Origin of the sequence: Pigmentibacter sp. JX0631 (genome assembly GCF_029873255.1) — a bacterium.
In the GTDB taxonomy this organism is placed as follows: Bacteria; Bdellovibrionota_B; Oligoflexia; order Silvanigrellales; family Silvanigrellaceae; genus Silvanigrella.
This window is the reverse complement of sequence record NZ_CP123622.1, coordinates 2,497,465-2,516,561: the sequence shown is the minus strand read 5'-3', so window position 1 is coordinate 2,516,561 and position 19,097 is coordinate 2,497,465. Positions and strand designations below refer to the sequence as shown.

General features: G+C 28.5%; 12 protein-coding genes. 3 read left to right on the top strand and 9 right to left on the bottom strand.

Going from position 1 to position 19,097, the window contains the following annotated elements; all coding sequences use genetic code 11:
• Positions 1 to 51: 51 nt before the first annotated feature.
• Complete coding sequence (locus tag QEJ31_RS11015) at positions 52 to 588, top strand: Rpn family recombination-promoting nuclease/putative transposase (RefSeq protein ID WP_280590111.1); 537 nt, start codon at positions 52 to 54, stop codon at positions 586 to 588.
• Between the two features lie 77 nt (positions 589 to 665).
• On the opposite strand, the gene QEJ31_RS11010 is transcribed toward QEJ31_RS11015, so the two are convergent.
• A complete protein-coding gene (locus QEJ31_RS11010; protein WP_280590109.1) occupies positions 666 to 1,082 on the bottom strand; it encodes a type II toxin-antitoxin system death-on-curing family toxin in 417 nt (138 codons plus the stop codon).
• Positions 1,079 to 1,339 (bottom strand): hypothetical protein, encoded by a 261-nt coding sequence (locus QEJ31_RS11005; RefSeq protein WP_280590108.1) that lies wholly within the window; start codon positions 1,337 to 1,339, stop codon positions 1,079 to 1,081. The genes QEJ31_RS11010 and QEJ31_RS11005 overlap by 4 nt, the downstream gene beginning before the upstream one ends.
• A 366-nt stretch (positions 1,340 to 1,705) precedes the next feature.
• Between QEJ31_RS11005 and QEJ31_RS11000 the strand changes: the two genes are divergently transcribed.
• Positions 1,706 to 2,620, top strand: a complete 915-nt coding sequence (locus tag QEJ31_RS11000; RefSeq protein ID WP_280590106.1) for an Rpn family recombination-promoting nuclease/putative transposase — start codon at positions 1,706 to 1,708, stop codon at positions 2,618 to 2,620.
• Positions 2,621 to 2,894: 274 nt separating this feature from the next.
• The gene (locus QEJ31_RS10995) at positions 2,895 to 3,785 is read left to right on the top strand and encodes an Rpn family recombination-promoting nuclease/putative transposase (protein ID WP_280590105.1); all 891 of its coding nucleotides are present in this window, start codon (positions 2,895 to 2,897) and stop codon (positions 3,783 to 3,785) included.
• Positions 3,786 to 3,891: 106 nt separating this feature from the next.
• On the opposite strand, the gene QEJ31_RS10990 is transcribed toward QEJ31_RS10995, so the two are convergent.
• The 7 genes from QEJ31_RS10990 to QEJ31_RS10960 all read right to left on the bottom strand — a co-directional run bounded on the left by QEJ31_RS10990 (position 3,892) and on the right by QEJ31_RS10960 (position 19,079).
• A complete protein-coding gene (locus QEJ31_RS10990; protein WP_280590104.1) occupies positions 3,892 to 4,362 on the bottom strand; it encodes a hypothetical protein in 471 nt (156 codons plus the stop codon).
• A gap of 253 nt (positions 4,363 to 4,615) precedes the next feature.
• A complete protein-coding gene (locus tag QEJ31_RS10985; RefSeq protein WP_280590103.1) occupies positions 4,616 to 5,410 on the bottom strand; it encodes a hypothetical protein in 795 nt (264 codons plus the stop codon).
• Between the two features lie 220 nt (positions 5,411 to 5,630).
• Entirely contained in the window at positions 5,631 to 6,116 is a 486-nt protein-coding gene (locus QEJ31_RS10980) for a hypothetical protein (protein WP_280590101.1), read from the bottom strand.
• A 406-nt stretch (positions 6,117 to 6,522) separates the two neighbouring features.
• The gene (locus QEJ31_RS10975) at positions 6,523 to 6,981 is read right to left on the bottom strand and encodes a hypothetical protein (RefSeq protein ID WP_280590100.1); all 459 of its coding nucleotides are present in this window, start codon (positions 6,979 to 6,981) and stop codon (positions 6,523 to 6,525) included.
• On the bottom strand, positions 6,971 to 7,387 hold the full coding sequence (locus tag QEJ31_RS10970) for a hypothetical protein (RefSeq protein ID WP_280590098.1): 417 nt from the start codon (positions 7,385 to 7,387) through the stop codon (positions 6,971 to 6,973). The genes QEJ31_RS10975 and QEJ31_RS10970 overlap by 11 nt, the downstream gene beginning before the upstream one ends.
• Positions 7,380 to 14,873, bottom strand: coding sequence for a polymorphic toxin-type HINT domain-containing protein (locus QEJ31_RS10965; RefSeq protein WP_280590096.1), 7,494 nt, complete (start codon positions 14,871 to 14,873; stop codon positions 7,380 to 7,382). Before QEJ31_RS10965 ends, QEJ31_RS10970 begins: the two co-directional genes overlap by 8 nt.
• A 54-nt stretch (positions 14,874 to 14,927) precedes the next feature.
• Positions 14,928 to 19,079, bottom strand: coding sequence for a hypothetical protein (locus tag QEJ31_RS10960; RefSeq protein ID WP_280590095.1), 4,152 nt, complete (start codon positions 19,077 to 19,079; stop codon positions 14,928 to 14,930).
• Positions 19,080 to 19,097: the final 18 nt, after the last annotated feature.

Genomic DNA, 19,097 nt, shown 5'->3' with positions numbered 1-19,097 from the left:
ACTATAAATTAAATTATAAAATTAAGTTACTGCATTGACGTTTACTCGGCAATGTGTGAAGGTTCGACGATTTACGCTATTTGTATTCATATTTTAAATTTTAATTTCTTTAAAGATAAAGATTATTTTATGACTAAAATTAAACCGTTGGATACAGAAACAAGAAAAGTTTTTTCTCACGATTTCCAACTTTACTTTTTAGAAGTTCCCAAAATCCCAGATCAGTATTATAATGAACTGGATAAATGGATGCACTTTTTTAAAGGTGCCTCAAAGGAGACTGTCATGGCTATGCAAACACCTGAAATTGAAAAAGCATTTAATACACTTGAATATATCAGCCAAGATCCCATTGCTAGAGCAAAATACGAAGCCAGAAGAAAATATGAACTTGACTACAACACCGATATGGATGGAGCTAGAGAAGAGGGATTACAGATTGGTTTTACTAAAGGTTTTCAAAATGGGAAACATGATCAAAAAATTGAAATAGCAAAAAACCTTTTAGCCAATCATTTTTCAATTGAAATGATCAGTAAAATAACAGATCTACCCATTTCTGAACTAGAGAAACTAAAGAATATTTAGTTTCTCTAGTTCAGATTATCTTCAATTAATTATTTTTAAAAAAATGTTTTCATTAAAATTAAAATAAGCACTAAAAATTATTTATTTAGTTGTTTTATTTTAACTTTATGCATCTGAAACCATTTCTTTACTTGATCTAAATTTTTTATACTAGCAGCACATTCATCAGCTAAAGTTGCTATTTCGTTATTCTTTGGACTAAGAGGGTATTTTAAAGTCCACCCATTGCTTTCTAAAAAGACAATTGCAGTAATTAAAGCTGTTCGTTTATTTCCATCAAAAAAAGCATGAGATTTTATAATGTAAAAAAATAACGCAGCAGCAATATCAACAATACCACCATGTACAAATGGAAAATTTCCTGGATAAATTGCTGCATGTAAAGCACTCTCTATTTTTTCTGGTTGTGCACAAACATGCTTTTGTTCTAGCGGTAAAGTTATTCTTTTATTAATTTCAATTACTAATTCTGTTTCTATTACTTTAATTTTCATTTAAGACGTTCCAAGGCATCTGCATGTTCAATTATAGCTTTATCTGCTAGATTTAATCCTTCTTCACTATTAATTGAAACTAATTCAACTGGATTAGTTGTATAAGGAGAAAGTACAAATTTTCTAATGGCTTGATTGGCCAATTGTGAAATAGTCCAACCCGGATTTTTTTCAAACCATTCTTCGACTAATGGGTGCAAATCTTCGTCCCAACGAACGCTAGACTGGTGTGGCATTTGTTTTCTTTGTTTTGGCATAGTAACCTCCTTGTAACCCATTATAACCCAATTAGTTACTGAAATCAACCTAATATTACATCTTCTTTAATATTTTTATTAATTATATCAAATAGTTAAGTTAATAAATAAAATTTTATTCTAAGAAGAAACAATAGTCCCAATAGTAAGCAAGAATTTTTATTTATCTTTATGTTTTAAATCATTGCAATTTTTTTAAAAAATTAATTAATTTTAAAATTTAAATTTTAATATATAAAAATATATTTTTTAATACTTAATCACTTTGACCATTTTTTTATCAACTTTGTTCAGTTTCTGTTCAGCTCCACACATTTCATTTTTTTTAATTTATGCTCCTTTTCCGTTTACTTGAAAGGAGCTGGAATGGAATTTGAATTACTTGATATTAAAAATGATTATGTCTTTAAACGCATTTTTGGTGAGAAAGAAGATATTTTAATTCACTTTTTAAATAGTGTGTTAAATTATCCAGAAGATGAAAAAATTATTTCTTTAACTTACCTAAATACTGAAATAAATAAGGATCAGGAAGATGATAAGGAAACTAGGTTAGATGTCTTGGCCAAACTCAACAATGAAAGTTTTGTAAATATAGAAATCCAAGTACAAAATACCTATGAATATGAAAAACGGTGTTTATATTACTGGGCAAAACTTTATGAACAACAATTAACTAGCGGAAAAAAATATAAGTCATTAAAACCTGCAATCTGTATTCATATTTTAAATTTTAATTTCTTTAAAGATAAAGATTATTTTATGACAAAAATTAAACCGTTAGATACAGAAACAAGAAAAGTTTTTTCCCACGATTTTCAACTCTACTTTTTAGAAGTTCCAAAAATCCCAGATCAGTATTATAATGAACTGGATAAATGGATGCACTTTTTTAAAGGTGCTTCAAAGGAGACCGTCATGGCTATGCAAACACCTGAAATTAAAAAAGCATTTAGTACATTGGAATATATCAGCCAAGATCCAATTGCTAGAGCAAAATACGAAGCCAGAAGAAAATATGAACTTGACTACAACACCGATATGGATGGGGCTAGGGAAGAGGGAGTAAAGATTGGTTTTACTAAAGGTTTTCAAAATGGGAAAAATGAGGGAGAGCAACTAGGTTTTACTAAAGGAAAAACTGAAGGAGTTCAGATTGGTGAGTACAAAAGAAACAAAGAAATTGTTTTAAACCTTTTAGCCAATCATTTTTCAATTGAAATGATCAGTAAAATAACAGATCTACCCTTTTCTGAAATAGAGAAACTAAAGAATACTTAGTTTCTCTAATATTCATTAAATTTTTAATATTGATCCTTAAAATCTAACGTAAATAATGATATTTAATCCATAAAAAATATTAACCTAATATCCTACCGAAATAATTTAATATTTTGAGAAATTAAAAAATTTATTTTAATACTGAAAAGAAAAATATTAAATAGAAATTCACAATGTTCAGTTTTTTATCAACTTTGTTCAGTTTCTGGTCAGCACCACACATTTCATTTTTTTTAATTTATGCTCCTTTTCCGTTTACTTGAAAGGAGCTGTAATGGAATTTGAATTGCTTGATATTAAAAATGATTATGTCTTTAAACGCATTTTTGGGGAGAAAGAAGATGTTTTAATCCACTTTTTAAATAGCGTGTTAAATTACCCAGAAGATGAAAAAATTATTTCTTTAACTTATTTAAATACAGAAATTAATAAAGATCAAGAAGACGATAAGGAAACTAGGCTAGATGTCTTGGCTAAACTTAATAATAAAAGTTTTGTCAATATAGAAATCCAAGTACAAAATACCTATGAATATGAAAAACGGTGCTTGTATTACTGGGCGAAGCTTTATGAACAACAATTAACTAGCGGAAAGAAATATAAAACATTAAAACCAGCTATTTGTATTCATATTTTAAATTTTAATTTCTTTAAACACAAAGAACATTTTTTTACTAAAATTAAAACCTTAGACATTGATACAAAATATATTTTTAGTTCTGATTTCCAACTTTACTTTTTAGAAGTTCCCAAAATCCCTGATCAGTATTACAATGAACTGGACAAATGGATGCACTTTTTTAAAGGTGCTTCAAAGGAGACAGTCATGGCTATGCAAACACCTGAAATTGAAAAAGCATTTAATACACTCGAATATATCAGCCAAGATCCAGTTGCTAGGGCTAAGTACGAAGCCAGAAGAAAATATGAACTTGACTACAACACAGATATGGATGGAGCTAGAGAAGAGGGAGTAAAGATTGGTTTTACTAAAGGAAAAACTGAAGGGGTTCAAATAGGTTTTGCTAAAGGGAAAGATGAGGGAGTAAATAACCGAAACAAAGAAATTGTTTTAAACCTTTTAGCCAATCATTTTTCAATTGAAATGATCAGTAAAATAACAGATCTACCCTTTTCTGAAATAGAGAAACTAAAGAATACTTAGTTTCTCTAAATTACTTGTTTTAAAATATTAAGAAAACCTTCTTTAAAGCTGCTTCAAAGAAGGTTTTCTGTGTCTAGTTGGTGTAAGAATTGCTAGGATATAGCAATCACCCACTACATGTGCTTAAGCATTTTGAATTTACTTGCATTTTTTTACACTCATCAATTATAGATTTTTCACATTCAGTTTTTTCTTCCTCTGAAATTGCTTCAATATAAGCGAATTTTAAACGCCAGAAATTAATTAATTCCTCCGGATAATCATTTTCATAATAGTACTCGCAAATTTCAAATGTCCCATCATAAGGAGAAATTTGCTTATCTATAACTTTATTTAATATATCTAAAACTAAATAACGCATAGCCAGATTTTTTGGAATATGAAACTCATTATAATATTTGATTAATACATCATCTATTTCTGGAATATCTGGATTGCATAATGAAGCCAATTCAAGAATAGCTGGGTGATTTTCTCCGTTAATAACTGCCTCACACGCAATTTCTGGAATTTTATTCAAAAAATAAGTTTCTTTATAAGACCAGTAAATTTTAATTAATTCTACATAATTTATCATTTTTTAACTTTTACTCCATTAAGTAAATAATAAAATAAAAATTCTCAATTACTTTATTCTCTCTAACAACTATTTTTACTAGTTCATTTTGTTTCAACATGCAATTACTATTTTCAAATTAAATTCTATTTCTAAATGTATGTTTGGTTTAATGATATAAAATTTAACTACATCAAAATACATTATTATTTCTTATTAATTAAAAACCCATTTCTAAGATTGTTATTTACAAAAATATTTATATTATTTCTAACTATTCATCTAATATATTAATTTTAATAAAATTAGTTTTATATTTAATTCTAATATAATCGCCTTTTTTTATTTCCTCATGATATGGGATAATAGGAATTTTAATTTTACTCCCGTTAAAATAGCATATTAAATTTGTAATAAATACATCATTAAAAAATTCATCATTAAATTCTTCAATTTTTAAATTCATTATGAGCATATCTTCAGCAACAATACTTTTTAAATCTATATCATCGTTTATAAAATAATTTACATATAGCTCTAATGGATTGATAAATTCTATACAAACATCATACCATTTATTTTTTTCTAAGTTTAAATAATTAACAATACCAGCAATATTTCCAAATTGATTCGAAAAATACGAAATATTATTTTTTATTTCTAGTAATTGCATTCTTAAATTTGGAAATTCAGTGTCAATTAATTTTTTATATTCTCGATATATTTCTTCATAGTAATCATCTAATATTTTTTCATAATAAAATTCGTCTTTTATCCACTCTTTCGAGTTAATTTCATGACTATCAAAACTACTATAAAATCTAAAATATTTAGACATTCTTGGATCTATAACTTCAAAAAAGTATGTCAAATAAGTATATGGAATAAACAAATCATAATAAGGAAAAATTAAAAAGTACATTTGTCCTTCAAATACCTTTAAACCATATACATTATATTCCTTATTTTTTTCAAGATTAATACCATCTACTTTATATCGCAGCAATTTATTTCGAATATTTTGATCTACTATATCATCAATAGTATTATACTTACATCTAACTTTCATTTGGAGACCTATTTAACTACAACCAACAAATCACTTTAAGCTCAATATCATGTTTAACTTATATTACATTATTTAAAAATATATTTTTATTCTAGTTCTATAAATTATTTTTTATTTTTTTTTAAAAATATTTATTTTTAGTAAATAATGAGGAAATATCTAAATAAGAAAATTTCCTCATTTTAATTTTTTACAACTTTAAGTATTTTACTGCAAATATTTAATCATTAAAGTATAAAGCTTTTATTCTTTCAAAATATTCTTTATCTTCTTGCTCATCTTCACACACATAAATTTTAATATTTTTTACATTGTAGAGTCTTAATTCTGCAAAACCATCACCTGTTGGACCTTTAAATTCAAGATATTCATCATTTAAGTTGTAATCTAAAATTTCTGTAAAAAATTCATTTCCTAACTCTATAGTATTAATCCTATTCCATTTATATAAACCTTTTTCATTCCTAACATATACATCGACGTCGTGTTTTGATTCAACTTTATCCCAATCACTCAGCCAAAATTCGACATTATAAAGATCAATAAGATCAACAATATCATTATCTCTAAAATTTTTATAGTATGCGTTTCTTACTTTGAAATATAGCCTTTTATTTTCTACATCATTTATATATTTATCTACTGTAGAATCTGCAAATGATATTTTTTTAATATCCAAATTATTTAAATCATTTATTTTCTTCATATTAGTTTCCGCCTTTATTAAGGTTGTTTAATAGGGATATGTGCTTCTAAAGACTGTTTATTTACTTTCATTAAATCCTTACTCAAAGAATTTCCTTTTGCATCATATATATGTAAGTGATGATATTTTGATTTATCATCTGGCGGATGAATTTTTGCTTTTACCGGAGGTCTTTTAATGCCCGAATCTAATAGTGATTTTTTAGAAAACTCTACTTATAGAAAACTAATATCACCTTTTATATCTAAACCAGTCTTTTCGAACAAGTAATGATTTTACAATTGTATATAATTTATTATATATACCGTTATTACTATTCATAACAATTTTCATTTCAAACAATAAAAACAATTACAACTATAAATTAAAAAATACTCAAGGAATTATGATTTTTTTTGAGCTCTAATTAATTTTCATAGAGAAAAGCATTTTCAATGAATTCATTAAAACTAATTTGGACAATTTCATGAATATTTTTTAAATTTTCATCAAAATTATCATGAATAATTCTTAGGACAGGAAATTTACTAGAATTAGTATCTATAAAATAAGGATTTCCTGACCCCATAGCACAAATACCGAATGGAAATATTTTCTCAGATTTTAGATTAATTCCAGGATAGTAATCAAATAACTCCTCTATAGTTTGTTCAGGAGACATCCAATACAAATCAATTCCCATTCTAGAATGATCTTTATCTTGAGAAATTTCAATGCCTCTATTTATAAGAGGATAATTAAATATTAATTCACAATACCAATTTGGCACAAATGTTACTTTTGTCAATAATAATTTAATTTCTGCATCTGTTGCTTTTCTACCGCTAGAGTTAAAATTAAAATTTTTTAAAAAATCAATTTTCATCAAAATCAACCATTCTTTGAGCTAAAGGACCATTTTTTTTGGAAAAAATTGACCATCCAGGTTTAAAATTTTCAGAGATTATACCTATCAAGAACCCAGAAAATAGAATTTTAGCATAAATCCCATTTTTAAGAGATTGTTGGAAAATAATACAATAATTAGTTTCATCAATTTGTGAATAATTAAATTCATTTTCAATAGCATATATTATTGAATTTTGAAATGGAGGTATCTTTTTTTCCTTCCAAGGTTCTGTAATAGGAGAACTAGTAATATTAAAAAGCCAAAGATCTGATATAATTTTATCTTCTTTTAATAAGTAAGCATAAACCGAACCAATCTTTTCAGAACAAATTATTAATTTATAATTATTATGAATTTTTTCAATAAATAAATCATTAATCATTAATAAATCTCCCTGAGTCCCATTCTTTAGACCAATATTCATTTCTAATTTTTGCAAATTCACTCCTATCAATTTGAGTAGGAGAATTTCCTGGGTGATTTAACTTAAAATTTTCTCCCAATCTATGTTCTGTCCTTGTCATTTCATCAATAGGCCCGTTTGGAGTCCTATTCCTATGATGCAATTCTATTGGATGTCCATCTTGTCCTGTTGGAGGTTTTCCCCTTTTAACAGGAGGTGCTTTAATCTCAGCAGTTGGAATTTTCTTACCACCTGTAGAGTTTAAATTACAAGCATTATGAACCAAATACCCATCATTCGATACAAAATAATTATGATGATCTTCAACTTCAAAATTATATACCATTTGTTTTTGGCGTTTAAATTTCGCACCAATAACATAATGAGTTTTACCAGAAGTAGTGACTAATTGCTTTCCGGGGGTAAGAAGAAATGCTGGTGTATAACCTTCACCTACAACATAATAGGGATGTTCCACTGTGCTTGTAATATTTGCATAGCCAACATCAACCGTAACCAAAGATTCTTCTTCATGTGCAAATGTTTGTAAAACTGTTTTAAATTCAATTTCACCAGTTTCAGGATTTTTTGCTGCTACCTTATCACCAGGTCGAATATCTTGAATTTCTTTTGCACCAGCTTCTGTAACAACTAAAGTACCAGCTACAAAACAAAGTTGTTTACTAATCTGTCCAGTTAAAATACCAGGATTTTTTGCTATACTTTTAAAAAAACTAAATAATGAATTTGCTTTTGTAATGCCTTGGTAAATAGCATTTGCAGCACCAACACCACCCATAGCCATACTAGTATATTGAACAGCTTCTGAAAGAATATTTATTGTAATTTGAATCTTTTGACTACTTTCCATGTAATTTTTTATATAATTTAATTTGAATCCCCAAGGACCTATATTCGGATAAATTCTTTCCCATGTAATTTTTGATAAGAAATCATTTACAATAGAACTTTGATTGTTCAGAGAGTTTAAATTACTATTACTATTCGAAAAATTATTCTTACCACCTAGCCCACCTGAATTTCCTGGGTTTTTGGACATATCATGACCACGCCCACTTACTTTTCCGCTTGCCGCATCTTTGAATTTATCTTTTAAATTGTCCCAACTTAATTTCCCACTCGGATCATTAAATGCTATAGGATTGTTTCCAGCATATTGAAATAAATTGGCTTCTTTAACTCTTTCAAACATTAAATGAAAATTTTGGCCAATAAATAAATCAGGAGATAACCACAATCCACGTGCAGGATCGTAAGCTCGCACACCCATATTGTGTAATCCAGTAGATGCTGAGAATATCCCTTTTGCAAAGGATTTTGAGCCGCGCATACCTTGTTTATCAATATCATTTAAACTATCTAAATTAATTACTTCATAAGATTTTGTATCCCAATTTTCTCGCATATTGCTTTGTGGATTTAAATATAATTGACTTTCAGCTCTTTTATTATCTGTTTGAAATTGATTTAAAACATTATTCGTTAATAAAGGAATTCCTCTATTCAATCCAAAAGGTTCGCTAGCATTTTTTTCAATAATTTTATGTGTATCGATATCTAAAACCTGAGTAACACTTCCCACTAAATCTTTTAAAACAAGTTCTTTTCTTGTTTGCATTTCTTGTTTACTTAAAGATTCAGGATTTGTTGCATTGAGTGCTGGATATCTTGTAATTAATCTTAATGAAGCAAAACTACCCACTTGGATATCAAAATGAATTTCATCTCGTTCAAAACTAATTCCATTAGAAAATTGAACATTTCTTGGTAACTTCGTAATTTCAGTTTCGTAAGTTTTTTTCTTACTATCTGAAGCAAGAATTTCATTCAACGTAACAGAATCAAACTCTGCAAGTTGATTGCCCTTTTCATCGCTCATTTTTAAATTAAGCAATTCAGCTGCTTCAATCTGATTTTTACTATTTTCAAATGCAGAAAATACGCCTGATAATTGTCCACGTCCACTCCAAGCGTATTTTTGCATTGGAATTTGTTGTGGATTAGTCCAGTTTTCCTCAGTTTGATTACTATTTTTGCTTTTTGTAAAAACAGCAAGAGTTGGTGAAACACCAAATTCACGATAGCCAATACCATCATGAGTAAATTTTGAAATTGCAGATTGTTTTCCTGATCTAGAAGTAACTGACTGTAATACACCAAGCTGATTTTGGTTTGAATAATGATAATTTTCTTCTAGAGTATCAAATCCGTCACTCAATCTATCCTTAACAAAATTTCCAGATCTAACAATTTTCTCTATTTTTCCACCAACGGAATATGAATAATCAATTTTACCCCAACCAATTGAATTATTAGTAAAACCTTCACTTGATTTTAAACGCCCTTGTTGGTCATAAGTAAACTTTGAATTGCCAGCTAATGAAATAGATTTATCTACAAATGTAGAAAAGTCTTTCGTTTCTATTGGAAATAAATCATTATTATATTTCCAACGGGTATGAAAATATCCACTGTTAGCTGTATTTGTTTCATTACATAAATTATCTACGTTTTCAGTAGCTTTACCAGCCCAAAACGCAATTGGAATTTCTTTCCTTTTGTGCCAGCAGGATTTTAATTTTAAATTATTTTCTAAGTAAACAGTACTTAAGTAGCCTTCAGAATCATAATTTAACCCTTGAATAGGGACACTTTGTTCTTTTCCATCTTTAAGGAAACTTAATTTATCAATTTGTGAAATTCCATTTAAATATTGGACGGCATAACCAGTAAAATATTTGTCTTCTAATTTATTTAAATGCTCTCTAGAAAAACCGCCTCTTGATTTTAACTGTACTACATTTCCAGCAAAATCTGATACTTGATAAGATTGATAAACACTTATACTTTTTCTTTCTTTAATTAAACCAGTTGGAGAGCCTTTTGTTTTATAAAGAAACAATTCTAATTCATCAGTTGAAATTTGACCTTCACTATTATAAGCATAATTTCTTATACTTTCATTTTGCCCTAATTCATTTATTGAATTTACTTTTATTATTATTGGTAAACCAATATCTTCAGCTCTATTTTTATTTTTTAATGATCCATAAGTATATTCAATAACTTCTTTGGCATGCGTTCCTTTTGCTCTTTCAAACCGAGTGTGTTCTTCTTTAACTAAATTTCCTAATCCATCGTAGTTAAATTGTTTGTAAAGAATAGAAGATTCAAGCATATTACAATTGCCAATATTTGTACCAACTGGACAAATTGCATTTTGTGTTAAGCGACCAAAATTGTCATAGAAAAATTGTGACACACCTAAAAAGTTATTTGTTTGAGCAATGACTTTATTATTTGCGGCATAAAGCTGTTCAGCAATTAAACCATCGTTATTTGTAACTTTTATAATTCGACTTAAAGCATCATAGGTTACATTTGTAATCAATGTTTCATTACTTACATTCCCTTGATTGTCTAAACCAATTTGTTTCGTTACAACTTGCCCAATATCATTTAATATTGTTTTTGTTCTTCTTCCTTCAGGAGAGATAGATTCAACATAGTCCACACCTTGGTTGAAACTTTGTTTAATTCCTTCATCAAACTCTTGATTTTTAATTTCCCCATTGGCATAAAATTCATAAATTGATTTAACTTTAAATGTATTTTTATTTGGCAATTCATTGGCTAAAACATTTTGGAAACTAATTTCAGAATTTAAATATTCTTTATAAACTTTTCCTAAAGAATTTATACTTGCTTTATTTGCTAGAGAAAATCTATCAACACCTATTTTCGATGCTGAATACAAAACTTCATCTGCACCTGAAAGCCAATTTTTTGCAACTAATGTTAGTTCTTGATCTATGCTATTTCTGCGATAAGTATTTATATACCCTGGATTCATCTTATGGTTACTAAACTTTCCAACCGTTTGTTCAGTAAAAGATGAAGCTGTTGTAAATTGCGGCAACAATTTATCAAATTCATTAATTTGTTCTAAATTTTCTTCTAGTGTTAAACCATTTTGAAACTCTAATTTAGGAAATGCATATTCATATTTTTCAAAAACATGGGTTGAATTATCAGTGTTTAATTGATTATTATTACTTACTCCACCTAATCCAAATACTTTCTTTAACCAATTAATAAATATATCCCAAGACTTCTGTGCTATATGCACAATTTTTAACTGTGGTTCGCTGGCTTGATTTTTACTATAAGAAACAACTCTTCCAAAACTGTCATATCCAAACTCTGAAATATTATTTTTAGAATTAGATAATTTAACTATATTACCAAATTCATTATATTGCGCTTCAGTTGTGATATCATTATGTGTTTGGATACTGTTTAAATTTCCATTAGAATTATTCCAATGAAATATAGAATATTCACCTGTTTCTTGTTTTAATTTTGTGAGACGACCAAATTGGTCATAAGTTGCAGATTCTTGTAAAACTAAATCACCAGCTTGATTGGCTTCCCAATTTTCAATCGGCAAGCCTGTTTGAAAATCATATTCAATTTTTTTAGTAATTGTTTTTACATTTCCAAGTGAAGAAGATACCTGTTCTAAAGAAACTTGATCACAATATATTTTTAAATTTTCTGGGTGCGATAACGGACAAAAATAAGTGTAATTAGTAACTTTATCTTCCCCATTAAGCAATGAAGAATTTTTTTGTTGCGTTGTAATAAGTCTACCAAGTTCATCATAGACATGCGTTACTTTACTATGTATTTTTTGATAAGTTAAATAATTTTCACCACTTTTTTCTGTTTCCTCAGTAATATTTAAAACATTTGCCAATTCTGGTTTTTTATCTTGCAAAGAAGGATTACTTGAATATTCACTTGCAGAAAAAAATCTTAAATCAAAATTATTATTTTCTAATGTATAATTTTCTTTACTATTAATTTGCCCTGTCGCAAAAGAAAGAGAATCTAAGGCCGCACCAGATTTTTGATAATAAGAAAAACCAGCTAAGTCAGTACACCATTGAGTATTTTCAGCAGTTAAAGATGGATTTAAACATTGCTGCAACATTTCATGTTGAATCACATTTTTTTCAGATTGTAAGCGATAATCAACAAAACCAGAGAATTTTTCAACTTCACTTAAGCGTACACCTGATAAAAATCTTTTTTCTTGTAAGGTACCTAATTGCGTTTCATCACCAACATTTTGTTTTCTTACCAGTGAAAAACCTAGATACTTATTTAAGTAACTATCAAATCTAGGCAAGCGATATGCATAACGAGTCATTCTTGTGGGGTTAATCCCATCTGAGAAACCTATTTGTTTTAGTAAAGGCAAGACAACAGGCATGATAGGTTGTTGCATTTCAAGCTGTTTCACTTCAACATCTTGTTCTGTTGTAATTGCTTCTTGATTTTCTAACACAGAAGATGTGTAGTTAAAACTTAAAAATCTACCATCTGCGCTAACCACTGAGTGCAAATGATTTGGAAAGGAACGACTCGCAAGTTCAATAATTGCGTTACCATGTGTAGCGGGTGTGGCAGCAAAAATTTGTTGCTTGCCAGTTCCTGTTAACTGGACAACAGCAGCATATTCAGGATTAAATTTTTTAATATTTTCAATGTATAATTCTGTTAAGGGTTTTCCTAAACCGTGATTAATTAAAAAACGGCTATGTTTAAAATTAATACTTGGTAAGCCTGTACCAGTAAAATCACCAATAAGCATTTTTGAAGCTTTGATACCGCCAAGGTAACGGTATAGTCCTAAGTTTAATTTTTCAAAAAAGCTACTTTGATTTTCACCTTTTGCAAAATTACCTGTATTAAGTAATAAATAAATACTATTTCCATGATTAATAAGCAAATCAGAAAGTCCATCGGCATTCCAATCAACAATTGCGTAGTCATCTTGAAGCGTTGATTGCAAGTTATAATCTAATTTAACTTTTAATCTTTTTGTGATTATTTCATACCTATTTTCTTTAGCATCAACTAATTTCATTCCTTTATTTATTAAAATAAAAGCATTTTTATTACCGATACAAAGAAAATCACTGCGCCCTTGTCCAGTTAAATTTAAAGTTTTCCACTTTCTAGGGTCTAAACCACATTGTCTGATAAAATCGTAGTCATCACGACTAAGTCTTGCATAGCGTTTAAAAATCAATTCGCCTTTTTCATTAAATTTTCGGTCATTTAATAAAATAACAGGATTGGCGCCATTGGAACTATAAATATCAGTCGTTCCTGTTCCCATTAAGTCCACAAACTGCAAATCTTTTAAATTTTTACTGTATTGAGTATATGCTTCTAGTCTTACTTTTATTTTTTGGGTAGTTACCAGTCCTCCATTTGGTTCTGCGGCAAAAACTTTAGTAGGGTCAAATGAAGTTAACCAAAATGAATCACTGCCTGCCTGATATAACATTTGTGATTTACCTGTGCTTAGTAAATCTGCAAATTTAAAATAGTTGTCTGAAAAGCTTGGAAAAGACCTATCAAACTTTTCATTCACGCTGCTTAATTCATTACTAACGGTTGAGTTGCTTCCTCGATAGCTAAAAATTGTTTTTGGATAGGCACTTTTTCCATCACTACCCAATTCTTGCATGGAATAAAGTCTAGGAAAGGCGACTTTTGCAGAATCTTCATATTGAAAAACATATTTGCGTAATAAATGGGTATTTTTTAATACAGAAATTTCAGAAACTCTACCAAATAAAATTTGTGGAATGCCACCATAAAAATGCAAATTTTTAAAAGTATTTTCTTGATATTGAATTTGTAGCTCAACATCATCAGAGTAAATTCTTTTTAACATTGGCTTTGCATACAAGTTAGGAATATTTGTATTGCTTAAACCAAATTCAGTAGGTTGGCCTGTTGGCTTTTCGTATTCATAAAATATTTCTTGTTTACCACGAAAAGTAGAGTGTTTACTTATAAGCCATTCAATGGCCTCTCCATTCGCAGTCATACTGATAGATTCTGGAGTCAAACCAAAATGAAAAATATCCCCTGTAGATTTATAAAAAACAAATCCATTTTCATGGCATTTTAATATATCTCTTCCTGAATTTAAAGAAGTCATCCAAATACCTGGAGACTGTGGTATTAATTTTGTCCCATTAATATTTAAATTGTCTGCCATTGACTGCGTACATAAATTACGGGTTAAAAATTGTGTTTGTCCTCTTTTTAAATCTAAAGAAACTTTCATTAAAGAAAAATTCCAAAACGCTCCAGCATCACCATAGGCATGCGTTGGTGAGTAATTGAGACTTAAATTCATGCTTAATTGTTTTAATGCAGGAGCTGCAATTGGAATGCTATAACCAACTTCACCTAAATCGCTAACAGTCCAATCTAATTGCCTCGCCCCAAAAGTACCAGGAGCTGATGGTTTTGATAGAGTAGGTGCTGAAAATACTTCAGCAAATGCTATATTTGAATATAAATGTGAGAATAAAATAAGAATAATAAATTTAATATAATTATTTAATTTTTGCATATTCGTCCTTGAAATTAAAAAAAGCCCTTTCTGTTAAAAGGGCGTGTATCGTTGTTATTCTGAATAAATAATATCGATTTCTATTCCTTCTATGGAACTTTGTTTATCTGGTGTTCTTTTTAAATTTTTAATTTTATCTTTTTCATGCTGCGCATATACAAACGTATACTTACCTAACAATGGAAAGCCTGCAAACGATTTATAAACCGTATTATTTGCTATAGTACAATTTGACGAATCTAATGAAGAAGAATTAATACATTCGTAAATTTGTCTTGTTAAGTTACCAATTTGAAAATTTTGGGTCAAAGTATCAGTCATATGACCTGTTAATGGCTGCCAAAACACTTCACTTGGTGCAGGAGAACTGGTTGGATCATCTTTCAAATTTTCAATCCAATCAAAACTTGCAACTTTTAAAATTGATTTTGATTGCGAATTAATATCTTTATCTTTATTAAATAAAGAAATAGATGTTAGTTCATTCTTTGCATTAACATATTTCAACTGAGAATTGTCTTTTGTAATTCCTTTTGTGTGAATAGCAAAGACATTTGTGCACATGATATTTTGTAATTGTTCAGCAGAAAATAAATATTTCATTGATCTGCTATAATTTTTTAGTTTATTTGGATTATTATTTAACACATGCATAAACCGTTCGTACATTTTTTGTGAAAATGTTGAATAATTGCTATTGCATTGAAATAAATCGGCAGATTTTTCTGCATTTAAACCATCATGTAAGACATAAGCAATACTTTCTGTTTCATCAAAAGGCATGTCTATATATTTTTTGTTTTTTAGGTTTTTCTGAATAATATTTACAGTCATTCCTAAAATACGTGCACGATAATATTCATCGACAAATTTTCTTGGAAAGAATCCTTTGTCAATTAAAAACTGCTCATCAATATTTACAAGCATTCTTCCCGAATCGTTTAATTCATTGAGTAACAAATTATCTTTATGTTGTTGCAACTCAGTTACTTCATCATCGTCATCATCTTTAGTTTTTCTTAAGTCAGAAGAATAAATTTTAAAAGTCATGCCCTTTTTAATTTTTGCAAACTTTTTTTCAGTTCTAAAGTCAAAGTTTTCTTTTAAGCTCTTTAAATAATTTAAACAAACCAAACCATCTTCAAAACTAGCAAGATAACTACAAAACACTTTAACTTTTGAAAGGTCGTATAACACGTTAAAGTCTAAGGTATAGTTGGGATTCATTTGTAACAATCTATTTGATGCGACAAATACCATTTGTCTAGATAGTTCATTTAAATCTTTTAGATATTCAAGCTCATTTTGAAAGCTATTTGTATTTACTTTTAAAGAAGTAATAAGGTATTTTGTTAAATCATGTGATTTTACTTTTTGTTCTGTTTGCAAAATGGAAATATCATTATTTTCAATTTGTTTTTTATTAATTTCTAAATTTTGTTGCGCAATAATGACATTTGTTTTTGCGGCTAAATTTTGCGTTTCTTGTGATTTTATTTTTAAATCAATACTTTTAATTGGATAATAATAAAATGCATTTAAATTATTAGAATAAAAATTTGCAAATGCGAATTCGGAAGAAATTAAATCCTGAGCTTTACTTGCAACTAACTGTTCAAAACTTTGGCTTAAGCCTAATTGTTTTGCTAAATTTTTATTTGTTTGCTGTAAACTTTGAATTTGATCGGCTAATTGCACCCGTTTTTCATTTACAACTCTGTCGAATTCAATTTGATCGTCATTGATAGATTTTGTAATTTGTAATCTTTGCATTTGTAATTGTTCAAACTCAGAACGTACTTGCAACAATCTATCAAATTGTGGACGAATTCCATTTTCCATTTCCGATAAACGATTTGCACAAAACCCATCTTGCGATTGAATAAGTTGATCTTTGCTGGATTCGGATAATTCTAATACTCGTTCTAGTAATATTTTATCTGAATGCATTTTAAGCATGGCTTCAGTTTGGGATGAGTCTACCCTTAACGTTGAAAAGTAAGAATGAATACTTTCAGTGCTATTGTTTTCTGTTAATTTTGATCTATCAAGACCTAGTTCATTTATTAAATTGCGAAATTTTTCAACATTGTCTTTGCATTCTTCTCTATCAAAAACATAGTTTACTCCTCCTGTACAATTATTATCCCTATCTCCACAATTTCTACTTACTGGTTTATAAATACTTTTACACTCTTTCCCCGGTTTAAAATTCCTTAAAAAATCATCTAATTTTTTATTCCGAATTTGAGTGCGCGACTCAGCTATAGCCGCTGCTTGACAGGTTGGAGTGATATTTGGATTATTTTTTAATCCTGCTTGCAACGCGTTATAAATTTCATTTTCGCTTTTCCCATGCATATTAGGCATAATATTTTTAATATCACAACCAGTTTTACCAATTTGGCGATAAATATTACTTAATGATTGGGCGTCTTTGAGACATTCGTTTGTCCAATCATTTTTTACAGTAATCATTCTTTCATTAATTAGCCTATTTTGTAGTCCATATCTTCCGCCATTACAAGCATTAACATCAGTCGAACCGCAATATTCTATTTTATAATTGTTAATTGCTGTTGCTTTATCGTTTTCGTATCTATCTAAAATTCCTTTTAGCTTTTCTAACGATTTCAAGCTTGAATGTTGAGTGACATAATTTCTAAATAAATTACTTTGCTCTATTTCTAAATTCTTTTTTTCTTCTCTATAAGATTCAGCAATAATTTCTGAAGTTTGTTTATTGAATTCAGCTAAGGTAATTTCTTCTCTGACTTTATTTTGTTGTTTTAATAGCAACTCTTTTTCAGCTTTTAAATTAACAACAGCGTTAGAAAGTTCAACTTGCTTATTTCCAAAATCAATTTTTTCAATAAAACGAATTTGATCGAGTCTTTGTTTGATATTTTGGAATGTTTTTTGAAAAGAATTTAACTTTTCATCTAGCTTTAAGGGGTTTAAGTACCCATAATTTAAAGAATGGTAAGATTCACCATTTGCTTTTAAATGCATATTTTTTAAGCTTGGATTTGTTTCTAGATAATCGACACAAACAGCTTCTTCCCAAAAATAATTATTTAAATAGTCTTCTTTTGTAATTGGTGTTTCAATTTCTTTTCCAGACGTACAGATAAGACGTTTTAAGTCAACATCATAAGCTTTGGCTTGTATTTTTTTTGCTTCTGCACAAACAGGAATTAGGTGTGTAGAAATATTTTTGCCATCACAAAATGAAGTATTTTTATAATCTAGCTCAGTAGCTTCGTTGGCATATTTATTTGCCATAAGTAAATCGTAAGCAATGACATACTTTAAAGGAACTAAATTATTAGTACTTGATGAATTTCCTAAATAAATTTTATCAATGATATTTTGCAAATTTTCATTTGGCATATTCACAGGCATATTTAATTCATTTGCCGAAAAACTTCCATCCCAACGAAAATGTGCGCGTTCATAATAGCCTATAGCTAGTAATGAATTAGCAAGTGTTAATGTATTTGCATAATAAGTTTCTTTTTGTTGTATTTCTCCAGTATCAAATAAATAAACATCTGCGCCATCTACTTTTGCTTTTAATTTATTTGCAGTATTTAAAGTTGCTTTTTCTACTGTAGTTACTTTTCTTGCAATTGTTGCAGAACGAATTAAGCCATTTAGTTTTGCAAAACGACTATTTTTTAGTTGCTCAAGGTCACGCCAGTTTGTTTGTTCAAATGAATCATCAGCAGAATCATTTGTAATATTTAAATTTTCTTGATTGAAAGGGATAAATGGAATTTGCTGAAGCACATTCATCATTAGTGCATTGGTTAAATAAATTTCAGGATAGTAACAACCATGAATTGAAGTTATATTTGATGCCTTATCAGAAACTAATGCGCTAGTTTGTTCTAAAATTTTAAAAATAGGAATTGTATTTCTGTTTTCGACACTCAATAAATTTTCTTGCTTAAAATCTTTAATTAAAGTTCCTAACTCAGAAGTTAAATTAGAGTGTGTGATAGGACAGTTTTTTGTTCTGTAATCAATTTGTTCTTTGCTTATTTTATCTATACTTGAAATATTTTGAAATGAACTATTTGCAGAATAACTGCTAATTGCATTTACTTTATTATTTTCGTACTCTTGAACATTTTGTTCCGAGTTTTTATTACATGATACAAAAGCTATTCCTAGCAATAAATGATATATTTTTTTTCGCATTTTCAACTCCTTTGAAAA